Below are 18,334 nucleotides of genomic sequence, written 5' to 3' on the forward strand. Positions count from 1 at the left end.
TGGTCGTGCGCGGGATCAGCTCAGGGCGGCGGGAAGGTCGAAGACGACGTCGGAGGCGGCGATGGGGTCGGGCAGCACCCCGTGGTCGGCGAAGGTGCGGCCCACCGTCTCGACCTTGGCGAGATCGTCCTCGGTGGGGTAGCGGTAGACGGTAGTGGCGCGGGTCAGCTCGATCTCCTCGGCCAACCGGTCGCCGTTGACCGCGGTCGGGCCCTGGTCGAGGAAGACGTTCTGGAACTTCTCCGGCTCGCTCTGCCCCTCTTCGATCAGTTCGTTGAGGACGTCGAAGAAGACCTTGACCGCCTCGGGGTGCTCCTCCAGCAGGTCGGTGCGGGCCGCGAAGATGCCGAGGTCCGCGTCGTTGACGTCGCGGCTGGTGACGATGGTGTCCGCGCCGCTGGCCACGGCCTCGGGATAGGCGTTGACGATCGCCCACCATGCGTTGACCTTGCCGGAGCCGAAGGCCGCTGCGCCCTCCTGGGGGTTGAGGTAGACGCGGTTGACTTCCTCTGGATCGACGCCTTCGGCCTCCAATGCCCGCAGCAGGAGGTACTCGCCCTTTCCTGCCTGGTTGACGGCCACCCGGCGGCCTTCGAGATCGGCCAGGCCCGTCACGTCGCTGCCGGCCGGCACGACGAGTCCGTCGCGCACCGGGGCGGGATCGGTGAGGGGGTCGGAGACGCTGAAGATGCGCAGTTCGTCGGTGCTGGCCAATGCACCCGCGGCCGGTGAGATCGCGCCTTGTTGAAGGTTGACGTCCCCGGATTTCAACGCTTCGGCGGCTGCGGTGAAGGAGGCGTAGGAGCCGCCCCATTCGATGGTGGCCCCGACCTCGGCCAGGCGGTCCTCGAAGATGCCTTCGCGTTTGGCGTAGGCGAGGGGGCCGGCGTTGCCGGGGTCGATGACGCGGATGACCCCGCCGTCGCCTTCACCGCCGGGGCCGACCTCGTCGGCGGTGCCGCAGGCGGTGAGGGCGAGGGAGGCGGCCAGCAGGACGGCGGCGCCGGCGGCGCGCGGACGGAGGGTGCTCATGGGGGTTCGCTTTCTGGGACGGGCCGTGGAGGTCAGGCCGGGTGGCCGGGGGTGGGGATGCCGAGGTGCGGCAGGATCGTCTCGGCGACGTGGTGCGCCTCCTCCAGCAGCGGGTTGCCGGAGAGGATGAAGGTGTTGACGCCCAAGGACTCGAATTCCTGGAGGCGTTCGATGACGTTGGCGTGCGAGCCGACCAGGGCGGTCCCGGGGCCGGGGCGCAGCAGGCCCATCCCCGGCCAGAGGTTGGGGGAGGACTCGATGTCCTTGGCGCGGTCGGGAACCCGCCCACGGTGGGCGGCCAGCTGCCGGTTCTGGCCGACGGAGTCGGCGTTGGTGGTGAGGTCCAGCTGGCGGGCGAAGGTCTCGGGCCGGGTGACCTTGAGCAGGTAGTCGGCGTAGGACCATGCCTCGGCGTCGGTGTCCTTGACGATGAGGTGCACGCGCAGCCCGAACCTCAGGGTTCGGCCGCGTTGCGCGGCTTTGGCGCGCAGGCGGTCGATCTTCTCCTTGAGGTCGGCGGGCGGTTCCCCCCAGGAGAGGTAGACGTCGATCAGTTCGGCTGCCAGGTCCAGGCCGGGTTCGGAGGAGCCGCCGAACCACAGGGGCACGTGCGGCTTCTGCACCGGGCGCAGCTGTTGGAACCCGGTTCCGGCTCCGGTGACGTCGATGTGGTCGCCGTGGAAGTCCACGGTCTCGCCGGCGGTGAGGCGGGTGAACACCGACCAGTACTCGCGGGCGAGGGCATAGCGCCCGTCGTGGGCGAGGGTGAGCCCGTACGTGCTCAGGGTCCGGGTGTCGCCGTTGATGACGTTGATGGTGAGACGGCCGCCGAAGAGGTGGTCGAAGGTCAGCGCCATCTTGGCCAGCAGGACCGGGGAGATGAGCCCCGGGTGCACCGCGACCAGTGGCCGCAGCCGGGTGGTGACATCGGCGAGTGCGGTGCCCAGTACCCACACGTCGTGGAAGGCGGTCGCCAGCAGTGCTCCGGAGTAGCCCAGCCGGTCCACTCCGCGGGCCAGGTTCTGCAGATAGGCGAGGTTGACCTCGCGGCGCCCCTCGGGCTCCCAGGGGTAGGCGCCGTCCTGGGGGACGATGTACCAGAGGACTTCCTTGGCCACGGAGGACTCCCGGAGGCGTGGGGCCGCACCGTACGCACCAGGCACACGACTCGAATACGACCCATATCGGACAAGTGCCCACACCGTATTTGCCACATCATGGAATTGTCAATCAAGTCAGTAGGTTTTATGGGTAATTAGGCGACACCGATGCCCCAGGTCATCGAGGAGAAGGGCGGCCCACACCCGGCAACCGGCCGGCGCAACGGAGCCGCGAAGGTCGCGCCTCAGACAGTGGGGCGCAGCAGGACGCGCTGGAAGGCCGGGGCGTACTCGCGGCCGATCTCAGCGACTTCCGCGACCCGCTCCCGGGGCAGGGCGGTGGCGTCGGCGCGCAGCGCCAGGGCCATCTGGACCTGACCGAACTCGTCGGCCAGAGGCACGGCGACCGTGCGCTTGCCCGCCATCAACTCCTCGTCGTTGACGGCATAGCCGCAGTCGCGCACCCGGACCAGTTCCGCCTCCAGCCGATGCGGGTCGGTGATCGTGCGCCGGGTCAGCGCGACCAGTTCGCCCAGCTCCGCGGCTTCGAAGTCGGGGTTCCAGGCCAGGAGGACCTTGCCCATCGCCGAGGCGTGCAAGGGGATATGCACGCCGACACCGGCTTCGGGGTCGGCCACCTCGCCAACCACGACGATGGCGCTGCGGCCGCTGCGGATCGCCAGTCCCGGCGAGGTTCCCGTGACCGCCGCCAGACTCTCGATCAGCGGCTCGGCCCGATAGAGGCCCCGATGGCGATAGAGCACCTGCCCGAGTTCGGCGACCGAGGCGCCCAGCCGGTACCGCGAGGAACCCGGGTCGCGTTCCAGGAACCCCTCCCCCACCAGCGTGCGCGCCAACCGGTAGGCGGTACTGGTGCGCAGGTCGAGCAGGCGGGCGATATCGGTGGCCCCCAGTTCGGGGCCGTGGTCGCGGAAGCAGTGCAGCACCCGCAGCGCCCGGACCACCGCCTGGGCACCCGACGGCGGGGCATCCTCCACTGCCATCGTTTCCTTTCGCTCCAAACGATCCGGCCGAGAGGACACCTCCGGCCGACGATCGGGCAAACCTACCCGACCCGGCACCCCCGAACCGCAGGACAGTCCACCCGCCCCACCATAATTTCCTACTACACAGGTTGACAAAGTCAATTTAAGAAATCACCCTAAAGAGGGCACGCCGGCGGCCAGACCGGCCGTACGGCGGCCGGCCTGCATCAGCCGCCCGGTCCACAGCGCGCCGAGACGGGAGCGCGCACCGGACCGCCCCTTCCGGACCACGGGGGTCGCCACGAAGCAGAACGGAAGCCTCCGATGACACTGACGTTCCACTGGTTCCTGCCCACCCAGGGCGACAGCCGGGGCATCGTCGGCGGGGGCCACGGGGTGGAGGTCGCCTCCGCGTGGCAGACGCGCGAACCCACGCTGGCCTACCTGGCCCAGGTGGCCCGAGCAGCCGAGCAGTTGGGCTTCGCCGGCGTCCTGACCCCGACCGGGGCCTGGTGCGAGGACGCCTGGCTCAGCACCGCGATGCTGGTCGGCGCGACCCGTCGGCTGAGGTTCCTGGTGGCCCTGCGTCCGGGCCTGCTCTCCCCCACCCTCGCCGCACAGATGGCCGCGACCTACCAGCGCCTCAGCGAGGGACGCCTCCTCCTCAACGTGGTCACGGGTGGAGAGAGCGCGGAACAGCGGGGCCACGGCGACTTCCTGGACAAGGACGCGCGCTACGCACGCACCGACGAGTTCCTGCGGATCGCGACGCGGCTCTGGGAGGGCGAAACGGTGGACTTCGCCGGCGACCACCTCACCGTCGAGCAGGCGACGCTGCACCGTCCGCCCGTAGCGCGGCCACCCGTGTACTTCGGCGGTTCCTCCCCTGCGGCGTTGGAGGTAGCGGCGCGACGCGCCGACACCTACCTGACCTGGGGAGAACCTCCCGGGCCCGTGACCGACAAGATCGACCGGGTGCGCGCCCTCGCCGCCAGGCGCGGACGCGCCCTGGAATACGGCATCCGGCTGCACGTCATCACCCGTGACACGGCGGCCGAGGCGTGGGGCGAGGCGGACCGGCTCCTCTCCCGCCTCGACGACACGACCGTTTCGGGGGTCCAGGCCGGACTGGCCCGCAGCGAATCCGAGGGGCAGCGTCGCATGCGGGCGCTGCACGGCGGGAGCAGGGACCACCTGGAGGTCTATCCCAACCTGTGGGCGGGCGTCGGCCTGGCGCGCGGCGGCGCCGGCACCGCCCTGGTCGGCAGCCACAGTGAGGTGGCCGACCGCATCGAGGAGTACCACCGGTTGGGCATCACCGAATTCGTCCTCTCCGGGTACCCGCACCTGGAGGAGTCCTACTGGTTCGGGGAGGGGGTCCTGCCTCTGCTGCACAAGCGCGGCCTGTGGCACCACCCGGACGCGGCCCCTCCCGCCGCACCCCCACGGGTCCCCCTCGCCCGACCGTCCCTGACCGCCGACCCCGCCACCTGAGCAAGGAGCGCTCACCATGTCCGTCACGGTTCTCGTGGGAAACCCGCGACCGGGTTCCCGTACCGCATCCGCCGCCCTGGCCGCGGCCGATCGGGTCGCCGCCGCCCTGGGCCTCCCCGGTGGGCACGACCTCGTCGAACTGGCCGTCCTGGGGCCGGACCTGCTGGTTCCCGGCCCGCCGCCCGAGGTCGCCGACGCGCTGCACCGGGTCGGGACCGCCGACGTCCTGATCGTGGCCAGTCCCACCTACAAGGCGACCTACACCGGCCTGCTCAAGGTCTTCCTCGACCTGCTGCCCAGCGGGGCGCTGACCGGGACGACGGCCCTCCCCCTTCTGGTCATGGGCTCACCGGCCCACACCCTCGCCGTCGAGGTGCACCTGCGCCCCCTGCTGGTCGAGTTGGGTGCCGAGGTGCCCACTCCCGGTCTCGCCGTCCTCCAGGGCAGCATCGCGGCCGGGGACGGTTCGGAGTTGGACGCCGTCCTCGCTCCCTGGGTCCAGCGGGTCGCCCCCCAGATCCGCCAGCGCCTGCGCGGGGCGACCGCATGATCGCCGTCCCCCTACCCCTCGGAGGTTCCCGATGAGCAAGACCGACACCGTCTCCCCGCCCTCCGGGAACCAGCAGGGCCCCGACACGGCCCGGTTCAGGGCAGCGCTGCGGCACCACCCCGCCGGCGTCGTGATCGTGACCGCCGATGTCGCGGGCGAACCCGTCGGACTCACCGCCACGTCCTTCACCAGCGTCAGTCTCACCCCTCCACTGGTCTCGTTCTACGTGGCCACGTCCTCGACCACTTGGCCGAGGCTGCGCCTGGCCGACTCCTTCGCCGTCCACCTGCTGGGCGAGGAGCAGGCGGATCTCGCGGCGCGTTTCGCCGCCAAGGGCGCCGACCGTTTCGCCCCGCCGACCCGTTGGACGCGCGGGGCGGGGGGCGTCCCCCTGCTGGACGGGGGCACCGTCCGTCTGGTGTGCGCGCGGCACGAGACCCGGCTGATCGGCGACCACTGGCTGGTCGTGGGAGAGGTGACCCACAGCCAGGTGCACGCTGATCCGCCGCCGCCCCTGCTGTACCACCAGGGGGCCTTCGGCGGATTCACCGCGCTGCCCTGAACATGTCGCGGTCACCGCACCGGGATGACGGGTTCGGACGGACCGGGCAACGTCGTGGCGGGCCGAGTCGGCGGGCATCGTGGTGCACCGCCGGCAGGCGGTGGCGCCCGGCCCCGGGGAAGAGGTCCGCGCGAGACACGATGTGTCCACCAGGCGCGTGTTCATCGGCGCAGCCCCTCCCCATCAGCGGGACTGCACGACGGCACACCGCTGAAAGCCCGGGAGACGTTGGCGGTCCGTCCCCGCGTGCGCGGGGCTCACGAACTGTTCGAGCTCGCGGTACTCGGCCACTACGGTCCATCCCCACATGCGTGGGGCTCACGCCGGCGTTGTTGGCGAGGCGTGAGAGCAGGGAGGTCCATCCCCACATGCGTGGGGCTCACGGCACACCAGCGGACACGCCGGGGCCTACCGGCGGTCCATCCCCACATGCGTGGGGCTCACCCACCTGCGCGGCCTTGAACGCCAACGCGGACTTGCCCACCCCTCCCATCCCCGACAGTGCTGAGACCACCACCGCGCCCTGCCCTGGCCCTTTCTCGGCTTGGGGGTTCAACCGGTCGGTGACCTGGAGCAGGTCCCGGGCCCGACCGGTGAACCCATCGGGCGGGGCCGGGACGGCGTCCAACGCCATGGGCACCACCGGCCCCGAATGGACATGAGTGGTGTTGTGGACCCCGCCGTGGACGGTGCGGGCCTGCACGGTGGTCCCCGAGGGGTCACCGGTAATCGTGTTAGCCACGGCCGAACCCACCCCCGAGGGCCTGCCCGGCCGGCTCCGCACCGGCCTCGCCCCGGAGAGCGGAGCGCAGTGTCCAGATGCCCACGACCAGCGCCCCCACGGCTACGGCGAAGGAGGCGATGCCGGCGATGCTGTTCAACTCGCTTAGCCCCAGGCCCGGGAACACCAGCGGTGCCGCGGCGAAGGAGCCCAGCACCACCGCGATCACGACCAGCACGACCGGCCAGGCCCACCCGTGTTTCATGCGCCGATTCTTCCCTGCCCGCAGACGATGGGCGGGTTTCCGCCGAAAACGGCCGCACCTTCTTCGAAGGAGCGGACCACGAGGGCCACCGGCCGGGCAAACCGTCTACACGCAACCGGTGGTGGTCAGACACCGTGTCCGACCTTAGAACGGCTGCCTACCGGGAGCCAGAACCGTGCAATGCAAGTGCAAACCACGCGGACCTACCAGGCCACATCGAACGGCCGGATTGGCCTACTTCCTGACCTGCTGAAACGTATGAGTCGCCCGCGGTCCAACCGTGGACGACTCAACGAAATCCGGGAGAGCTACGCGGCTTGTTCGGACTCGCGACACGTTGACAACAGGAAGAGAGAATCCAGCGCCCCGGAATTTCCGGGGCGCTGGATTCCTCTCACCCCCAGGTGAAAAATGCTGCCAAAATTCCGAGGAAAACAGTAACGAAAGTCAGAAAAAGGCCGATTGCCCTGTCGTTTTTTCCTTCAGTTTTCGCGCTTCGCTTTCGTGAGTATACGAATGCGTAAATTCCTGTAACGAAAACCGAGGCGAAAAAGAGGAGTGTGAGAACTTCTTGCAAGACGAACCCGTTCTAGATGATGTTTCCGGTCACGGCCTGCCTGATGGTGCACCCACCTGCGACAACCCCTGAAATACCTGCCACGGGTCCAGCTACCGGTGCCGTGGGCGGCGCGAGAAAGATACTGGCGGCAGCGACGCCGCCAACCGCTCCAGCGCCGCAGCACACCGCGCTCCACAGCTCTTCTCCCGTGGCCAAGCCTGTGGGGTCAGTCTTGTTGACCGGGTCGCACTGGGCGTAGGTGTAGTTGTTCATCTCTTGGCGAGAGGGGTCGGGTTGGGTGAACTGACTGATCAAAGGTGAGTAGAACCGGTGGTTGAGGTGCACGTCCTGGTTGAGGAATTGGTAGGCGCCGGTATAGGTGAACGGATTGAGTTCTGCGGCCTTCTCCCCTTCCTCGCCAGTGGTGTGGGTCAGGGTCTGTCCGTTGGAGGTGTAGACGTACTCCACCTCGGCTTTTTCGGCTTGGGAGCCATCGGCGGTTGCTGCCAGGCAGTTGCAGAACCTGCTCGATGTCACGGCGAACTCGTACGTGGTGGTTCAGGTGGTTCCGTTCGCCACACACCGGCATCCGGGACTTTCCGGGGCCTTCCGGCTACTGCGCGGGCCGGAGATCGGTGAAATCCTGTATCTGGAAACCGCGATCGGCGGATCTCCGGTGGACGACACCGACCACGTGGCCAACTGCACCCACATGTTCGGGGACTTGCGCGGTGTGGCGCTTCCCCCCGACAAGTCACGCGAGTTCATCGCGGACGTCATCAAAGGAGGCTTCTGAACCATGGACGCGCACGCCACCAAGTGGCACAAGTCCAGCTACAGCAACGCCAGCGGCGGACACTGCGTCGAGGTCGCGGAGACCACGGACGTCGTGCTGGTGCGTGACACGCAGAACCGGGGCCTTGGGCATGTGGGGGTTTCGGTCGAGGCGTGGGGCGCCTTCCTCGCCGAGGTGAAAACCGGTCGCCTGTAGCCCTCCCCCTAGGTTTCGGTCACCCCCCTTTCGCGTGTCGGGAGGGGGTTTGCTCGTGCCCGGGACCGGCTGGACGTGCTCTTTTTCAGAAGCGGGTGAGCAGCCCCAGCAAGGCACACCCGTCCCTCGGGGCCGCACTCCAAAAAGTCGTACGCCGCACCGATGAGCGGGTGTCTTTGTGGAGAGCGCACCGGCAGCGGTCAGCAGTGCCACCTCGACCTGGAAGCAGTCGTGCGGGGCACCGGACACGACACCGTCAGCGGGTGCCGGCGAACCGCTCCATTCCCCTCAGCGCCCCCGTCGAGCACGCGCAGGCCGCTCTGCGCAGAGCGCTGGAGGGCATGACCACGCGCTTTCGTCGAGGAGCGCGCTCGCGCAGGGGCCGGCGGCTGTTGTCCCGGGACATGAAGAGGGTCGTGGTCGCGGTGGGCGGCCGGCGCCGCGACGTATCCGGTGCAGGAATGGCCCGTCCGCGCGAAAACCCACCTCGAACGCTCCCGGTGGCCCCGCCCCGGACAGGCCGACGCCCGCCCCCGATGGGCGGGCCGCGCCGGCTCGGCCGGGGTGGTCCGCCCGCGGGGCGGGCGGGGAAGGCTACTCCTTGACGGCGCCGCCGAGCAGGCCGTTGATGAAGTTGCGCTGCAGGAAGAAGTACACGATGACCAGTGGAAGCGCCACGATCACGGCCGCCGCCGCGGTGACGCCGATGTCCGCGCCCTTGACGTTGCCCGCGAAGAAGGACAGCGAGAGCGGGGCGGTGCGCACGTCCACGTTGTCGGGTACGAGCACCAGGGCGAGCAGGAAGTCGTTCCACGCGTAGAGGAACACGATCAGCGCCAGGGCCGAGACACCGGGCAGCGCAGCGGGCAGCAGCACCTTGGTGAGGGTCTGGAAACGGGAGGCCCCGTCGATGGACGCCGCCTCGGGCAGCGACTTGGGGATGCCGCGGAAATAGGTGTGCATCCAGAAGACACCCAGGGACACCGACAGGCCGATCTGCGGCAGGATCAGCGCCGCGGTGGTGTTGATCAGCCCCATGTCCTTGATCAGGGAGTGCAGGGGAACGATCACGCCTTCGTAGGGCAGGACCAGCCCGATGAGCAGGACGCCCAGGATGGTGGCGCCCATGGGGACCCGGAGCCAGGCCAGCGCGTAACCGGTGAGGACCGACAGGGTCACGGTCACGACGACGACGCTGAAGGCGACGGTCGCGCTGGAGAGCAGCGCCGAGTCGAAACCGCCTCCCGACCAGGCACGGGCGAAGTTGTCCAGGGTGAAGCTGCGCGGCACCCCGAGCGCGCTGGGCCGGGCACCGCGCTTGCTCAGCGCGAGGATCAGGATGGACAACGCCGGGTACAGCGCGATGATCGTGCCGATCACCAGGATGAGGTGGCTGATCACCGACTCGCGACGGGATCTCATCGGGCGGGCTCCCTGTCTCGGAGAAGGAAGAGGACGAGCGCGGTCAGGATCAGGATCATCAGGGTGAGCAGGACCGAAACGGTGGCGGCGATGCCGTAGTCGCGCGTGTTGAAGGCCGCCTTGTAGATGATCACGCTGGGCATGATGGTGGAGTTGCCCGGTCCCCCCGACGTGGTGTTCCACACGACGTCGAAGTTGCGCAGTGCGTAGGTCGTGGTCAGGACCAGACCGAAGGAGATCTCGCGGCGCAGGCCGGGGAGCGTGACGGTGAAGAACTCGCGCACCGCCCCCGCGCCGTCGATACGGGCCGCCTCGTAGAGCTCGGTGGGGATGCGCTGGGCACCGGCCAGGAAGAGCACCATGCACAGTCCGAACATGACCCAGGTACCGATGAGGCCGACGCTGGGCAGTGCGGTCGCGAAGTCACCGAGCCAGGCCCTGGTGATGCCATCCAGCCCGAAGAGGTCCAGGAAGCCGTTGAGGGGACCGTCCGCGGCGTACAGGTAGCGCCAGGCCACGGCCACAACGACCCCGGAGAGGATCTGGGGGACGAACAGCGCGGCCCGGAAGAAGGCGAGCCCGTGGATGCGGATCCGCGCCATGACACCGGCGAGGACGAGGCCGACCGCCGTGGGAAGGACGGCGTAGAAGACGATGAAGACCAGCGAGTTGCGCAACGCGAGGCGCATCACCGGATCGCCCAGGACGTCGATGTAGTTCTGCGGACCGACCCACGTGGCCGCGGTGACGCCGTTCCACTTCCACAGGCTCAGCCAGACCGACTGCCCGAGCGGGTAGAGGACGAACACCGCGAAGAAGACCATGGCGGGCAGTACGTAGAACAGCGCCCGCCAGTCCTTTCGCGGGCGGCCTGGTCGGCGCGCGACGCGGCCGGAGCCGCTTGCGGAGGGGCGCCGGGAACCGGGCCTGGTGGTCACAGCGGGCATCGCCGCTCCTGAGGGCTTGAACGGGGACGGCACGCGACGCAGCTCGGGCACACGACCGACCGTGATGGTTTCGGGTGGGGTGGCGCAGGAAACCACGGCACACGGGGAAGTTTGTGGACGGACAAGCCGATGGGAGCCCCCGCGCCGCACAGGTCCGGCGCCTTGAAGCGCACCCTACTGGAAAGCCCCTGAGTGATGTTTCAGAACCATAGTCCGCTTTGCGAAGATTGATGCTTTTTCAACCACATGCCCCATGGCTCACCGCGAACCGGACACCTCGGGACGACCATGCGCACGCCTCATCACAAAGCACGCATGGGAAGCGCATTCCACCGCCACAGCAACGGATGCGATCAGTTCGTGATGTGAAAATCCGCCCGCCATCTTGTGTGATATGTGCAACTGGCAGGGCGAACCCCTCCAAGGGGCTCAAAATGTAACAATTAAACTTCCTTTGGGCGATGTGGGTTTCCCTTCCTGGACGACCGCTTTCAACGGCTGCGAGGATCTGTCACCGCAACGCGAACCAAGGCTGGCGAGACGGCCCTCCCCCTAGAGGAAAAGTAGAGAATGACGGAAAATACTGCAGATACGGCTCTGAATCCGCTCTTTAGCGCGCGAAACAGACGATTCGGTCGTGCTGGAGTCGGGGTGCTCGTAGCCGCCTCTCTCGTGGTCACCGCGTGCACCCCCGGAGGCGACGAGGCCGGTGGGCCCGCCACGCTCTCCGACGAGAACGAGGTCACCGAGCCGGTGACCCCCGAGCAGATCGCCGAGCTCGGTGACGTCACGCTGCGTCTGATGCTCGACTCCAACGACGAGTCCGCCATGGGCAAACTCATCCCGCGCTTCGAGGCGGAGTACCCCAACGTAACGGTTGACGCGCAGTTCAAGTCGTTCGACGACCAGATCGGCACCGTCGTGGCGACGCTGCAGTCCGGCGGCCAGAACCCGCCCGACCTCGTCCACGGCAACCAGGGCTACTCCGTTGACGGCGTCCTGGTCGAAGGCGGCCTGGTGCGCCCCCTCGACGACATCGCCGACGCCTACGGCTGGACCGAGGACTACAGCCCCTCGCTGCTGGGCCCGCTGCGCTGGTCCAGTGACGGCCGCACCTTCGGTTCGGGCAGCCTGTACGGAATCAGCCCGGTGACCCAGAACGTCGGCGTCTTCTACAACCGGACCAAGCTCCAGGAGCTCGGCCTGGAGGCCCCGGAGACGTTCACCGAGTTCGAGGCAGCGTTGGAGACCGCCAAGGCCGCCGACGAACAGCCGCTCATCATGGGCAACCAGTCCCAGTACCCGGGTTTCCACGCGCTGGGCATCATCGCCGGCGCCGAGAGCGAGACCCTGGCCATGACCGAGTGGATCAACGGTCTGGAAGGCGCGGACTTCGTCAGCGAGGCCAACCTGAAGGCCGCCGACACGCTCCTGGAGTGGGAGGAAGAAGGCTACTTCCAGGAGGGCTACAACGGCATGAGCGAGGAGGACGCCACCAACCGCTTCGGCGAGGGTGACGCGGTCTTCTACATCGCCGGCGACTGGAACGCCGCCCCCCTCGTCGAGGGCGCCACCGCCGACATCGGCTTCATCCCCGCCCCCAAGGGCGACAGCGGCGCGCACAACTCCCAGGGCTCGGCCGGGCTGTCCTGGCACCTCAACGCCGAGAGCACGAACGTCCTGCCCGCGGCGGCGTTCCTGGGCATGCTGATGGACGAGCAGCACGCCGCGGACCTGACCTCGGTCGGCCGCATCCCGCTGTCCGACCCGGGCAACGTTGACCTCGACCCGCTCTCCGAGGACACCATCACCGCCACCCAGACCGTTCTAGGCGACGACGCGCTCGTGGGCTACTGGGACTACGCCACCGACACCATGTACGACACGATGGGCGTCAAGACGCAGGAGCTGCTCGCCGAGAAGATCACGGTTGACGAGTACCTCTCCGCGATCCAGAAGGACTGGCAGATTTTCCAGGCCGAGCGCAACAGCGGCTGATCCGACGCACGCCGGCCGGGCCGGCCGTCCGCCTGAGTGGGATCGGGGGCGCACCCCCTTCCCGCCCGGGCCGGGCGGCCGGCCCGTTCTATGTCGGGCCCACTCCGCTCAGCCGGTCTGATCCGTCAGGAACGCACGCAGTTCGGCGGAGCGGGGAGCCGTCGCGGGGCCGAGCCGCGTGACGGCGATAGCCGCCGCCGCGTTGGCCCAGCGGGCCGCCTGGTGCGGGCTCCGTCCTGCGGCGAGCGCCGCGACGAACGCCCCGGTGTGCGCATCGCCGGCGCCATTGGTGTTGACCGCCGCCACGGCGAAGCCCGCAACGCGAACCGGATCGCCGCCGGATTCGGCCAGGAGGCACCCGCGCGCGGAGTCGCGCAGCACGACCAGGCTCCCCTGCCGCCCCCGGCGCACCAGGTCCGCTGCGGCCTCCTCCGGACGCGACAGACCGGTGACCAGTTCGGCCTCCCGCGCGTTCAGGCTGAGAACGTTGACCCGGGCGAACACGCGTGCCAGGATCGCGGGGTCGATCTCGGCCACCACCGGCGCCGGGTCGAAGACCAGTCGTACCGAGTCGGGAAGTTCCTCGATCCAGCGGACCAGGTCCCCGACCCGTGGACCGGACATGAGCGAGTACCCGGCCACGTAGACGAAGTCGCCCGCTTCCACGGGCGCCTGCGCCAGCTGCGCGTAGGCCAGGTGCCCTTCGGCGCCGAGGCTGCTGATGAAGGTGCGTTCGGCGTCGGAGTTGACGAGGGCCACGCAGAAACCGGTGTCCAGGTCGGGAAGCGGCGGGTGGACCACCTCCACCCCCTCTTCGGCCAGCGCGTGCCTCGCCATGTCACCGTTGCGGCCCGTTCCGTGCGCACCGGCGTAGAGGACCTCCATCCCGCTTCGGGCGGCGGCAGCGATGACGTTGAATCCTCCGCCCGGTGAGGTACTCGTGGACGTGGCGAGCACGTCACCGCCCGCGGGGGGAAGGGCCGGGACGGTCATGACGAGGTCGGCGACCACCGACCCGCAGTGGATGAGGCGGCTCACGGGGCGGCTCTCCTTGGGTTCGTCCGGCGACCGGATCGACGGTCGCCGGAAGTGGGCTGGTCAACGGGGTGCTCCGGCCGGAGCACCCCGTCGCGGCGGGGCGAGGGGTCAGCGTGCGCGCAGGGCCAGTAGTTCGTCGGTCAGCGACTCGAAGTCGATGCCGTTGACGTCGCGCACGGTCGCCGCCGCCTCGGCGGGGAAGGCGGCCGTTCCGTGGCAGGCCCCCAGAATCGCACCGAGGATCGCGGCCACGGTGTCGGTGTCGCCGCCGAGGGCCGCCGCCAGGCGGACCGCCTTCCACGGGTCGTTGACGCAGTGCTGGGCGAGTGCGAAGACCGCGACGACGGACTCCTGGGAGGCCACACTGGTGCCCACCACGTCGTAGGTGAAGTCGAGCACCTCGGCTTCGCCCCGACCGATGACGTGGGTGCGGGCCCAACCGATGCGGGCCGCCATGTCACCGCCGGCGATCCAGTGCCCGCGCGTCGCACCCACCTTGGCCGCGTGCTGGCCGGCGTCCAGCGCCTCCTGCGGGGTGGCACCGGCGATCCCCGCGCTCACCGCGGCCGCGACGGCCGCGGCGGAGGCGATGCCCAGGCCCGTGTTGTGGGTGACCAGACCGGCCTCGACCACTCGGTCGAGCAGGAGGTCGAGGGGCTCGTGCGGGGTGGCCACACCCACCGGGGCGATGCGCATGGCCGCCCCGTTGGTGGTTCCGGTGCGACCGGTCTCCTGGGGGGACTTGCCCTCGGCGATGGCGCTGATGGCGCTCTTGGTCGAGGGGCCGAGGAGGTCGGCGGAGCCCTTGGCCGCCATCTCCTTCTCCCACAGGGTGAGCTCGGTGGCGAAACGGTCGGGGTCGATATGCCCGTCGCCTTCGAGGAGCAGGCGCGCCACCAGCAGCGCCTGCTCGGTGTCGTCGGTGATGGTCCCGGCGCGCAGTCCAGGCGCGATGGGGTGGTCGGCGGGGCCGTCCTCGAACCCTTCGATCACACCGAAACGGTTGGCGATGTCGGAGCGCGACAGCAGTTGGGTGGGCATTCCCAGGGCGTCGCCGATGGCGAGGCCGTGCAGTGCGGCCAGTGCGTGGTCGCGGGTGCGTGCGGTGTTCATCACGGCGGTCCAAACGTCTCGTGGGGGCGAAAGGCGGTCGAGGGGAATCGGTGCCAGGGCGCGGTACTGCCCGTGAGCGTTGCGTGCCCGCTGCGTCAAGGCGGTCGAACACGGCACGTGCCGAGGACTTCCAGCGGTGTGGCCGAACCCCCCGACCTGCTCCCGCGTGGGCAAACAGTCCATCAATAGCGGACGAAATGCGTGCTTGTACACACCGGGGGGTGCGAATCGACTGCCCTCAGGTCGGCCGGGGGACGAGACGACGGCCGGGGAATACTCCGCCCCGAAGCCGGGCACGGCCCCTTCGGCACAGTGGGGCGCCTGCCCCCGAAGTCCCACGACCAACAATTCGAGAGGAAATTAGCAGGTCACAGCGATTCCACTCGCGGAGAGGGACGCGAACCAGCACCGAGGGCGGCCGCTGCCGGCCGGCGCGGGGCACACCGATCCCGTGCGATACGCCGATTCCGGGCGTGCGCCACTTCACGCCGCCGCCACCACGCCGCACTGCGATCCCGACACCTTGGGCAGCCTCCCCTGCGTTTGGGACGCGCTTGCCCGGCGCCCGAACGCAACACCGGGCGGAGCACCGCCTCCTGCCCGAACCGACGATTTCTCATTGCGGATGTTCCGCGACAAAAATCGATTACCACTGCCAATTACGACAAAAGTTACAAGGACGAGAAATAAGGCGAATCATCGACGACTGCCGCGCCCTGCCAACGCGGCCGCCCCGACAATCGGCCCGACCGAAAGGGGGACAATCGAACCGCGTCCAGCCAAGAAGAACCATGCGACTTCACTGCACAACCCTACGGCGACCAGGGCCGACGATGCCGAGCGAGCGACTCTCATTACTCCCCTGTCGCACATCGGGAAATCCCGGCCGCTGCCTCTGGAATTTCCTGCTCCCTGCGCCGTTTTCCTGCCGACCGCTATTGCCGATCATCCCGTGACGGACTCCGCAGCACGACCCCATCGGTCCGGAATTTCAAAAAACCGCCTCGTGTCCCTCGCACCGACCGATAAATTCCGGAGAGTACAACCGTTTTCGGTCTGCTGATGAGAGTGGGCACGCCCATGGAAGCCTTCACACTTCCCGACTTCTATCTGCCGCACCCGGCCACGATCAACCCGAACCTGGAGCGTTCCCGTACGCACAGCATGGAGTGGGCCCGGCAGATGGGCATGCTCGACGCGCCCACTCCCGGCGGCGGCGTCGTCTGGGACGAGGCCGCGCTGGCGGCGATGGACTACGCGCTGCTGTGCGCCTACACCCACCCCGACTGCGACGGCACCATGTTGGACCTGATCACCGACTGGTACGTCTGGGTGTTCTTCTTCGACGACGACTTCCTGGAGAAGTTCAAGTACTCCCGGGACCTGACCGGTGCCCGCGCCTACCTCGACCGTCTCGAACTGTTCATGACCGAGGAGGGCCAGGAGTCCCCCGAGCCGGCGAATCCGGCCGAGGCAGGACTGGACGACCTGTGGCGGCGCACTGTCCCGCTGATGTCGAACGACTGGCGGCGACGCTTCATCACCAGTACGCACAATCTGATGGTGGAGTCCATGTGGGAACTGGACAACATCAACCGGGAGCGGATCGCCAACCCGATCGAGTACGTGCAGATGCGGCGCAGGGTCGGCGGGGCACCGTGGTCGGCCAACCTGGTCGAGGTCGCCGTCGGCGCCGAGGTCCCCGCCCCCATCGCCGGCACCCGGCCGATGGGCGTCCTGTCCGACACCTTCTCCGACGCGGTGCACCTGCGCAACGACCTGTTCTCCTACCAGCGCGAGGTCGAGGAGGAAGGCGAGAACTCCAACGCGGTCCTGGTCTTCGAGCGGTTCTTCGACTGCTCCACCCAGGAGGCCGCAGAACTGGTCAACGACCTGCTGACCTCTCGGCTCGTACAGTTCGAGAACACCGCTCTGGGAGAACTTCCGGCTCTCTTCGCCGAGTACTCGGTGCTCCCGCACGACCAGTTCGGGGTGGCCGCCTACGTCAAGGGGCTCCAGGACTGGCAGTCCGGTGGGCACGAGTGGCACGCCCGGTCCAGTCGGTACATGAACGAGCGGGCGATCACCAGTCCCGGCGGGTCGATCGGGGGGCCGCTCGGCGGACCGACCGGCCTGGGTACGTCGGCTAGCAGGATCGCGTTCTCCCCCGCGGCCTTGGGGATCGGCCTGCGGCACAGGTCCAGGCAGCAGGCACCGCCGCCGTTCCCACCGGTGGGGCACCTGCCGCTTCCCGACTTCTACATGCCCTATCCGATCCGCAAGAGCCCGCACATCGACGCGTCCCGCGCCTACGCGGTCGGCTGGGCCCGGGAGATGGGCATGTTCGACTCCCTTCCGGGAGTGGAGAAGAGCGGAGTGTGGGACGAGCGGCGCTTCCTCGACTTCGACTTCGCCTACTGCGCGGGGATGATCCACGCCGATGCGGGAATCGACCAGCTCAACCTGTCATCGGACTGGTTGGCGTGGGGCACCTACGGCGACGACTACTTCCCCCTGGTGTTCGGTGCAGCGCGCAACGTGGCCGCTGCGAAGCTGTGCAATCAACGGCTTTCGGCCTTCATGCCCCTGGACGCGGGCCAGACGCCCGAGCCCACCAACCCGGTCGAGCGGGGCCTCGCGGACCTGTGGCGGCGTACGGCGGGGCCGATGACCGACTCCTCCCGGCAGCAGTTCCGCACGGCCGTCGAGGACATGACCTCCAGCTGGGTGTGGGAACTGGAGAACCAGGCGCTGAACCGCGTCCCCGACCCGGTGGACTACATCGAGATGCGCCGCAAGACGTTCGGCTCGGACATGACGATGAGCCTGGCCCGGCTGGCCCACTCCGACGACGTGCCACCGGAGATCTACCAGACCCGGGTTCTGCACGAATTGGACACCGCGGCGCAGGACTATGCCTGCTTCACCAACGACCTCTTCTCCTACCAGAAGGAGGTCGAGTACGAGGGCGAGATCCACAACATCGTCGTGGTGGTGGAGAACTTCCTCGGCGTGGACCGGATGACGGCACGCGACGTCGTGGCTGACCTGATGACCGCGCGGATGCGCGAGTTCGAGCACATCCTCGCCAACGACCTGCCGAGCCTGTTCGAGCAGTTCGACCTCGACGAGGCGGGACGCGCGCTGATCATCCGGCACGCCGACGACCTCAAGGAATGGATGTCGGGAATCCTGGAGTGGCACCGGAAGGTCGGGCGCTACACCGAGGCCGGACTCCAGCACAACCGCGAGGACGGCGTGGTGTCGGACTTCTCCTGGCAACCCACGGGGTTGGGGACGTCGGCGGCCCGGGACCTGCTCCCGGCGGGAAGTCCGGTGCCCCGCTGACCCGGCCGGCTTCCCGGGGGCGGCACGCCGAGGGCGTGCCGCCCCCGTCCCCTCACCGAGGACGAAGGGCGCGGAGGACACCCGCGATCCGTGTCACCCGCTGTGTGCCGGCATCCGTGCGGACCGTTCGTAGCGGGCACCGGGCCACAACGGCCCTGCGGGTCGTCGGCCCAGTGCGCCCAGTGCGCCCGGTGACAGGGTGCCTGCC

Annotated in this window: 17 protein-coding genes; 7 read left to right on the plus strand and 10 right to left on the minus strand. The window is 68.7% G+C overall.

Features of this window, described 5'->3' with window-relative positions; all coding sequences use genetic code 11:
* Window positions 1-15: 15 nt before the first annotated feature.
* The 3 genes from AC0VYP_RS14800 to AC0VYP_RS14810 form a co-directional block, all read right to left on the minus strand.
* Window positions 16-1,032, minus strand: a complete 1,017-nt coding sequence (locus AC0VYP_RS14800) for an NrtA/SsuA/CpmA family ABC transporter substrate-binding protein (RefSeq protein ID WP_475470248.1) — start codon at window positions 1,030-1,032, stop codon at window positions 16-18.
* 32 nt (window positions 1,033-1,064) lie between these two features.
* On the minus strand, window positions 1,065-2,150 hold the full coding sequence (locus AC0VYP_RS14805; RefSeq protein ID WP_475470250.1) for an LLM class flavin-dependent oxidoreductase: 1,086 nt from the start codon (window positions 2,148-2,150) through the stop codon (window positions 1,065-1,067).
* A 227-nt stretch (window positions 2,151-2,377) separates the two neighbouring features.
* Window positions 2,378-3,136 carry an IclR family transcriptional regulator gene (locus AC0VYP_RS14810; protein ID WP_285756597.1) on the minus strand — a complete coding sequence of 253 codons (759 nt, stop codon included), beginning with the start codon at window positions 3,134-3,136 and terminating at the stop codon, window positions 2,378-2,380.
* Between the two features lie 306 nt (window positions 3,137-3,442).
* On the opposite strand from AC0VYP_RS14810, the gene AC0VYP_RS14815 reads away from it, so the two are divergent.
* From AC0VYP_RS14815 to AC0VYP_RS14825, 3 genes are read left to right on the plus strand one after another with little or no spacing between them, the layout of a single operon-like run.
* Complete coding sequence (locus AC0VYP_RS14815; protein WP_475470252.1) at window positions 3,443-4,612, plus strand: LLM class flavin-dependent oxidoreductase; 1,170 nt, start codon at window positions 3,443-3,445, stop codon at window positions 4,610-4,612.
* Between the two features lie 16 nt (window positions 4,613-4,628).
* Window positions 4,629-5,162: an NAD(P)H-dependent oxidoreductase gene (locus tag AC0VYP_RS14820; protein ID WP_285756599.1), complete on the plus strand. Its 534-nt coding sequence runs from the start codon at window positions 4,629-4,631 to the stop codon at window positions 5,160-5,162.
* Window positions 5,163-5,193: 31 nt separating this feature from the next.
* Complete coding sequence (locus tag AC0VYP_RS14825) at window positions 5,194-5,724, plus strand: flavin reductase family protein (RefSeq protein WP_475470254.1); 531 nt, start codon at window positions 5,194-5,196, stop codon at window positions 5,722-5,724.
* A gap of 379 nt (window positions 5,725-6,103) precedes the next feature.
* Here the strand turns inward: AC0VYP_RS14825 and AC0VYP_RS14830 are convergent, their stop codons facing one another.
* From AC0VYP_RS14830 to AC0VYP_RS14840, 3 genes are all read right to left on the minus strand, one after another.
* On the minus strand, window positions 6,104-6,466 hold the full coding sequence (locus tag AC0VYP_RS14830) for a hypothetical protein (RefSeq protein WP_475470255.1): 363 nt from the start codon (window positions 6,464-6,466) through the stop codon (window positions 6,104-6,106).
* Window positions 6,459-6,710: a hypothetical protein gene (locus AC0VYP_RS14835; protein ID WP_475470257.1), complete on the minus strand. Its 252-nt coding sequence runs from the start codon at window positions 6,708-6,710 to the stop codon at window positions 6,459-6,461. The genes AC0VYP_RS14830 and AC0VYP_RS14835 overlap by 8 nt, the downstream gene beginning before the upstream one ends.
* A 589-nt stretch (window positions 6,711-7,299) precedes the next feature.
* Window positions 7,300-7,806 (minus strand): RHS repeat-associated core domain-containing protein, encoded by a 507-nt coding sequence (locus AC0VYP_RS14840; RefSeq protein WP_475470259.1) that lies wholly within the window; start codon window positions 7,804-7,806, stop codon window positions 7,300-7,302.
* Between AC0VYP_RS14840 and AC0VYP_RS14845 the strand changes: the two genes are divergently transcribed.
* Window positions 7,784-8,065 (plus strand): Scr1 family TA system antitoxin-like transcriptional regulator, encoded by a 282-nt coding sequence (locus AC0VYP_RS14845; RefSeq protein ID WP_475470260.1) that lies wholly within the window; start codon window positions 7,784-7,786, stop codon window positions 8,063-8,065. The genes AC0VYP_RS14840 and AC0VYP_RS14845 overlap by 23 nt on opposite strands.
* 3 nt (window positions 8,066-8,068) lie before the next feature.
* Window positions 8,069-8,260 carry a DUF397 domain-containing protein gene (locus tag AC0VYP_RS14850; protein WP_475470262.1) on the plus strand — a complete coding sequence of 64 codons (192 nt, stop codon included), beginning with the start codon at window positions 8,069-8,071 and terminating at the stop codon, window positions 8,258-8,260.
* 594 nt (window positions 8,261-8,854) lie between these two features.
* On the opposite strand, the gene AC0VYP_RS14855 is transcribed toward AC0VYP_RS14850, so the two are convergent.
* Together AC0VYP_RS14855 and AC0VYP_RS14860 are read right to left on the minus strand one after the other, a co-directional pair.
* Window positions 8,855-9,682, minus strand: a complete 828-nt coding sequence (locus AC0VYP_RS14855) for a carbohydrate ABC transporter permease (RefSeq protein WP_285756610.1) — start codon at window positions 9,680-9,682, stop codon at window positions 8,855-8,857.
* Window positions 9,679-10,629: a carbohydrate ABC transporter permease gene (locus AC0VYP_RS14860; protein WP_285756611.1), complete on the minus strand. Its 951-nt coding sequence runs from the start codon at window positions 10,627-10,629 to the stop codon at window positions 9,679-9,681. Before AC0VYP_RS14860 ends, AC0VYP_RS14855 begins: the two co-directional genes overlap by 4 nt.
* A gap of 651 nt (window positions 10,630-11,280) precedes the next feature.
* On the opposite strand from AC0VYP_RS14860, the gene AC0VYP_RS14865 reads away from it, so the two are divergent.
* Window positions 11,281-12,627, plus strand: a complete 1,347-nt coding sequence (locus tag AC0VYP_RS14865) for an ABC transporter substrate-binding protein (protein ID WP_475470265.1) — start codon at window positions 11,281-11,283, stop codon at window positions 12,625-12,627.
* Window positions 12,628-12,735: 108 nt separating this feature from the next.
* On the opposite strand, the gene AC0VYP_RS14870 is transcribed toward AC0VYP_RS14865, so the two are convergent.
* Both AC0VYP_RS14870 and AC0VYP_RS14875 read right to left on the minus strand, forming a co-directional pair.
* Window positions 12,736-13,665, minus strand: a complete 930-nt coding sequence (locus AC0VYP_RS14870) for a PfkB family carbohydrate kinase (RefSeq protein WP_475470266.1) — start codon at window positions 13,663-13,665, stop codon at window positions 12,736-12,738.
* A gap of 108 nt (window positions 13,666-13,773) precedes the next feature.
* A complete protein-coding gene (locus tag AC0VYP_RS14875; protein WP_475470268.1) occupies window positions 13,774-14,778 on the minus strand; it encodes an ADP-ribosylglycohydrolase family protein in 1,005 nt (334 codons plus the stop codon).
* Window positions 14,779-15,858: 1,080 nt separating this feature from the next.
* Between AC0VYP_RS14875 and AC0VYP_RS14880 the strand changes: the two genes are divergently transcribed.
* Window positions 15,859-18,126, plus strand: coding sequence for a terpene synthase family protein (locus AC0VYP_RS14880; protein WP_475470270.1), 2,268 nt, complete (start codon window positions 15,859-15,861; stop codon window positions 18,124-18,126).
* Window positions 18,127-18,334 lie beyond the last annotated feature (208 nt).

The organism is Nocardiopsis sp. iso_186 (assembly GCF_056173365.1).

Excerpts from the sequence above, each read along its gene's own strand:
- AC0VYP_RS14820 (WP_285756599.1), top strand. The coding sequence starts at position 4,629 with ATGTCCGTCACGGTTCTCGTGGGAAACCCGCGACCGGGTTCCCGTACC.
- AC0VYP_RS14875 (WP_475470268.1), bottom strand. The coding sequence starts at position 14,778 with ATGAACACCGCACGCACCCGCGACCACGCACTGGCCGCACTGCACGGC.
- AC0VYP_RS14810 (WP_285756597.1), bottom strand. The coding sequence starts at position 3,136 with ATGGCAGTGGAGGATGCCCCGCCGTCGGGTGCCCAGGCGGTGGTCCGG.
- AC0VYP_RS14800 (WP_475470248.1), bottom strand. The coding sequence starts at position 1,032 with ATGAGCACCCTCCGTCCGCGCGCCGCCGGCGCCGCCGTCCTGCTGGCC.
- AC0VYP_RS14850 (WP_475470262.1), top strand. The coding sequence starts at position 8,069 with ATGGACGCGCACGCCACCAAGTGGCACAAGTCCAGCTACAGCAACGCC.
- AC0VYP_RS14815 (WP_475470252.1), top strand. The coding sequence starts at position 3,443 with ATGACACTGACGTTCCACTGGTTCCTGCCCACCCAGGGCGACAGCCGG.
- AC0VYP_RS14835 (WP_475470257.1), bottom strand. The coding sequence starts at position 6,710 with ATGAAACACGGGTGGGCCTGGCCGGTCGTGCTGGTCGTGATCGCGGTG.
- AC0VYP_RS14855 (WP_285756610.1), bottom strand. The coding sequence starts at position 9,682 with ATGAGATCCCGTCGCGAGTCGGTGATCAGCCACCTCATCCTGGTGATC.
- AC0VYP_RS14825 (WP_475470254.1), top strand. The coding sequence starts at position 5,194 with ATGAGCAAGACCGACACCGTCTCCCCGCCCTCCGGGAACCAGCAGGGC.
- AC0VYP_RS14880 (WP_475470270.1), top strand. The coding sequence starts at position 15,859 with ATGGAAGCCTTCACACTTCCCGACTTCTATCTGCCGCACCCGGCCACG.
- AC0VYP_RS14860 (WP_285756611.1), bottom strand. The coding sequence starts at position 10,629 with ATGCCCGCTGTGACCACCAGGCCCGGTTCCCGGCGCCCCTCCGCAAGC.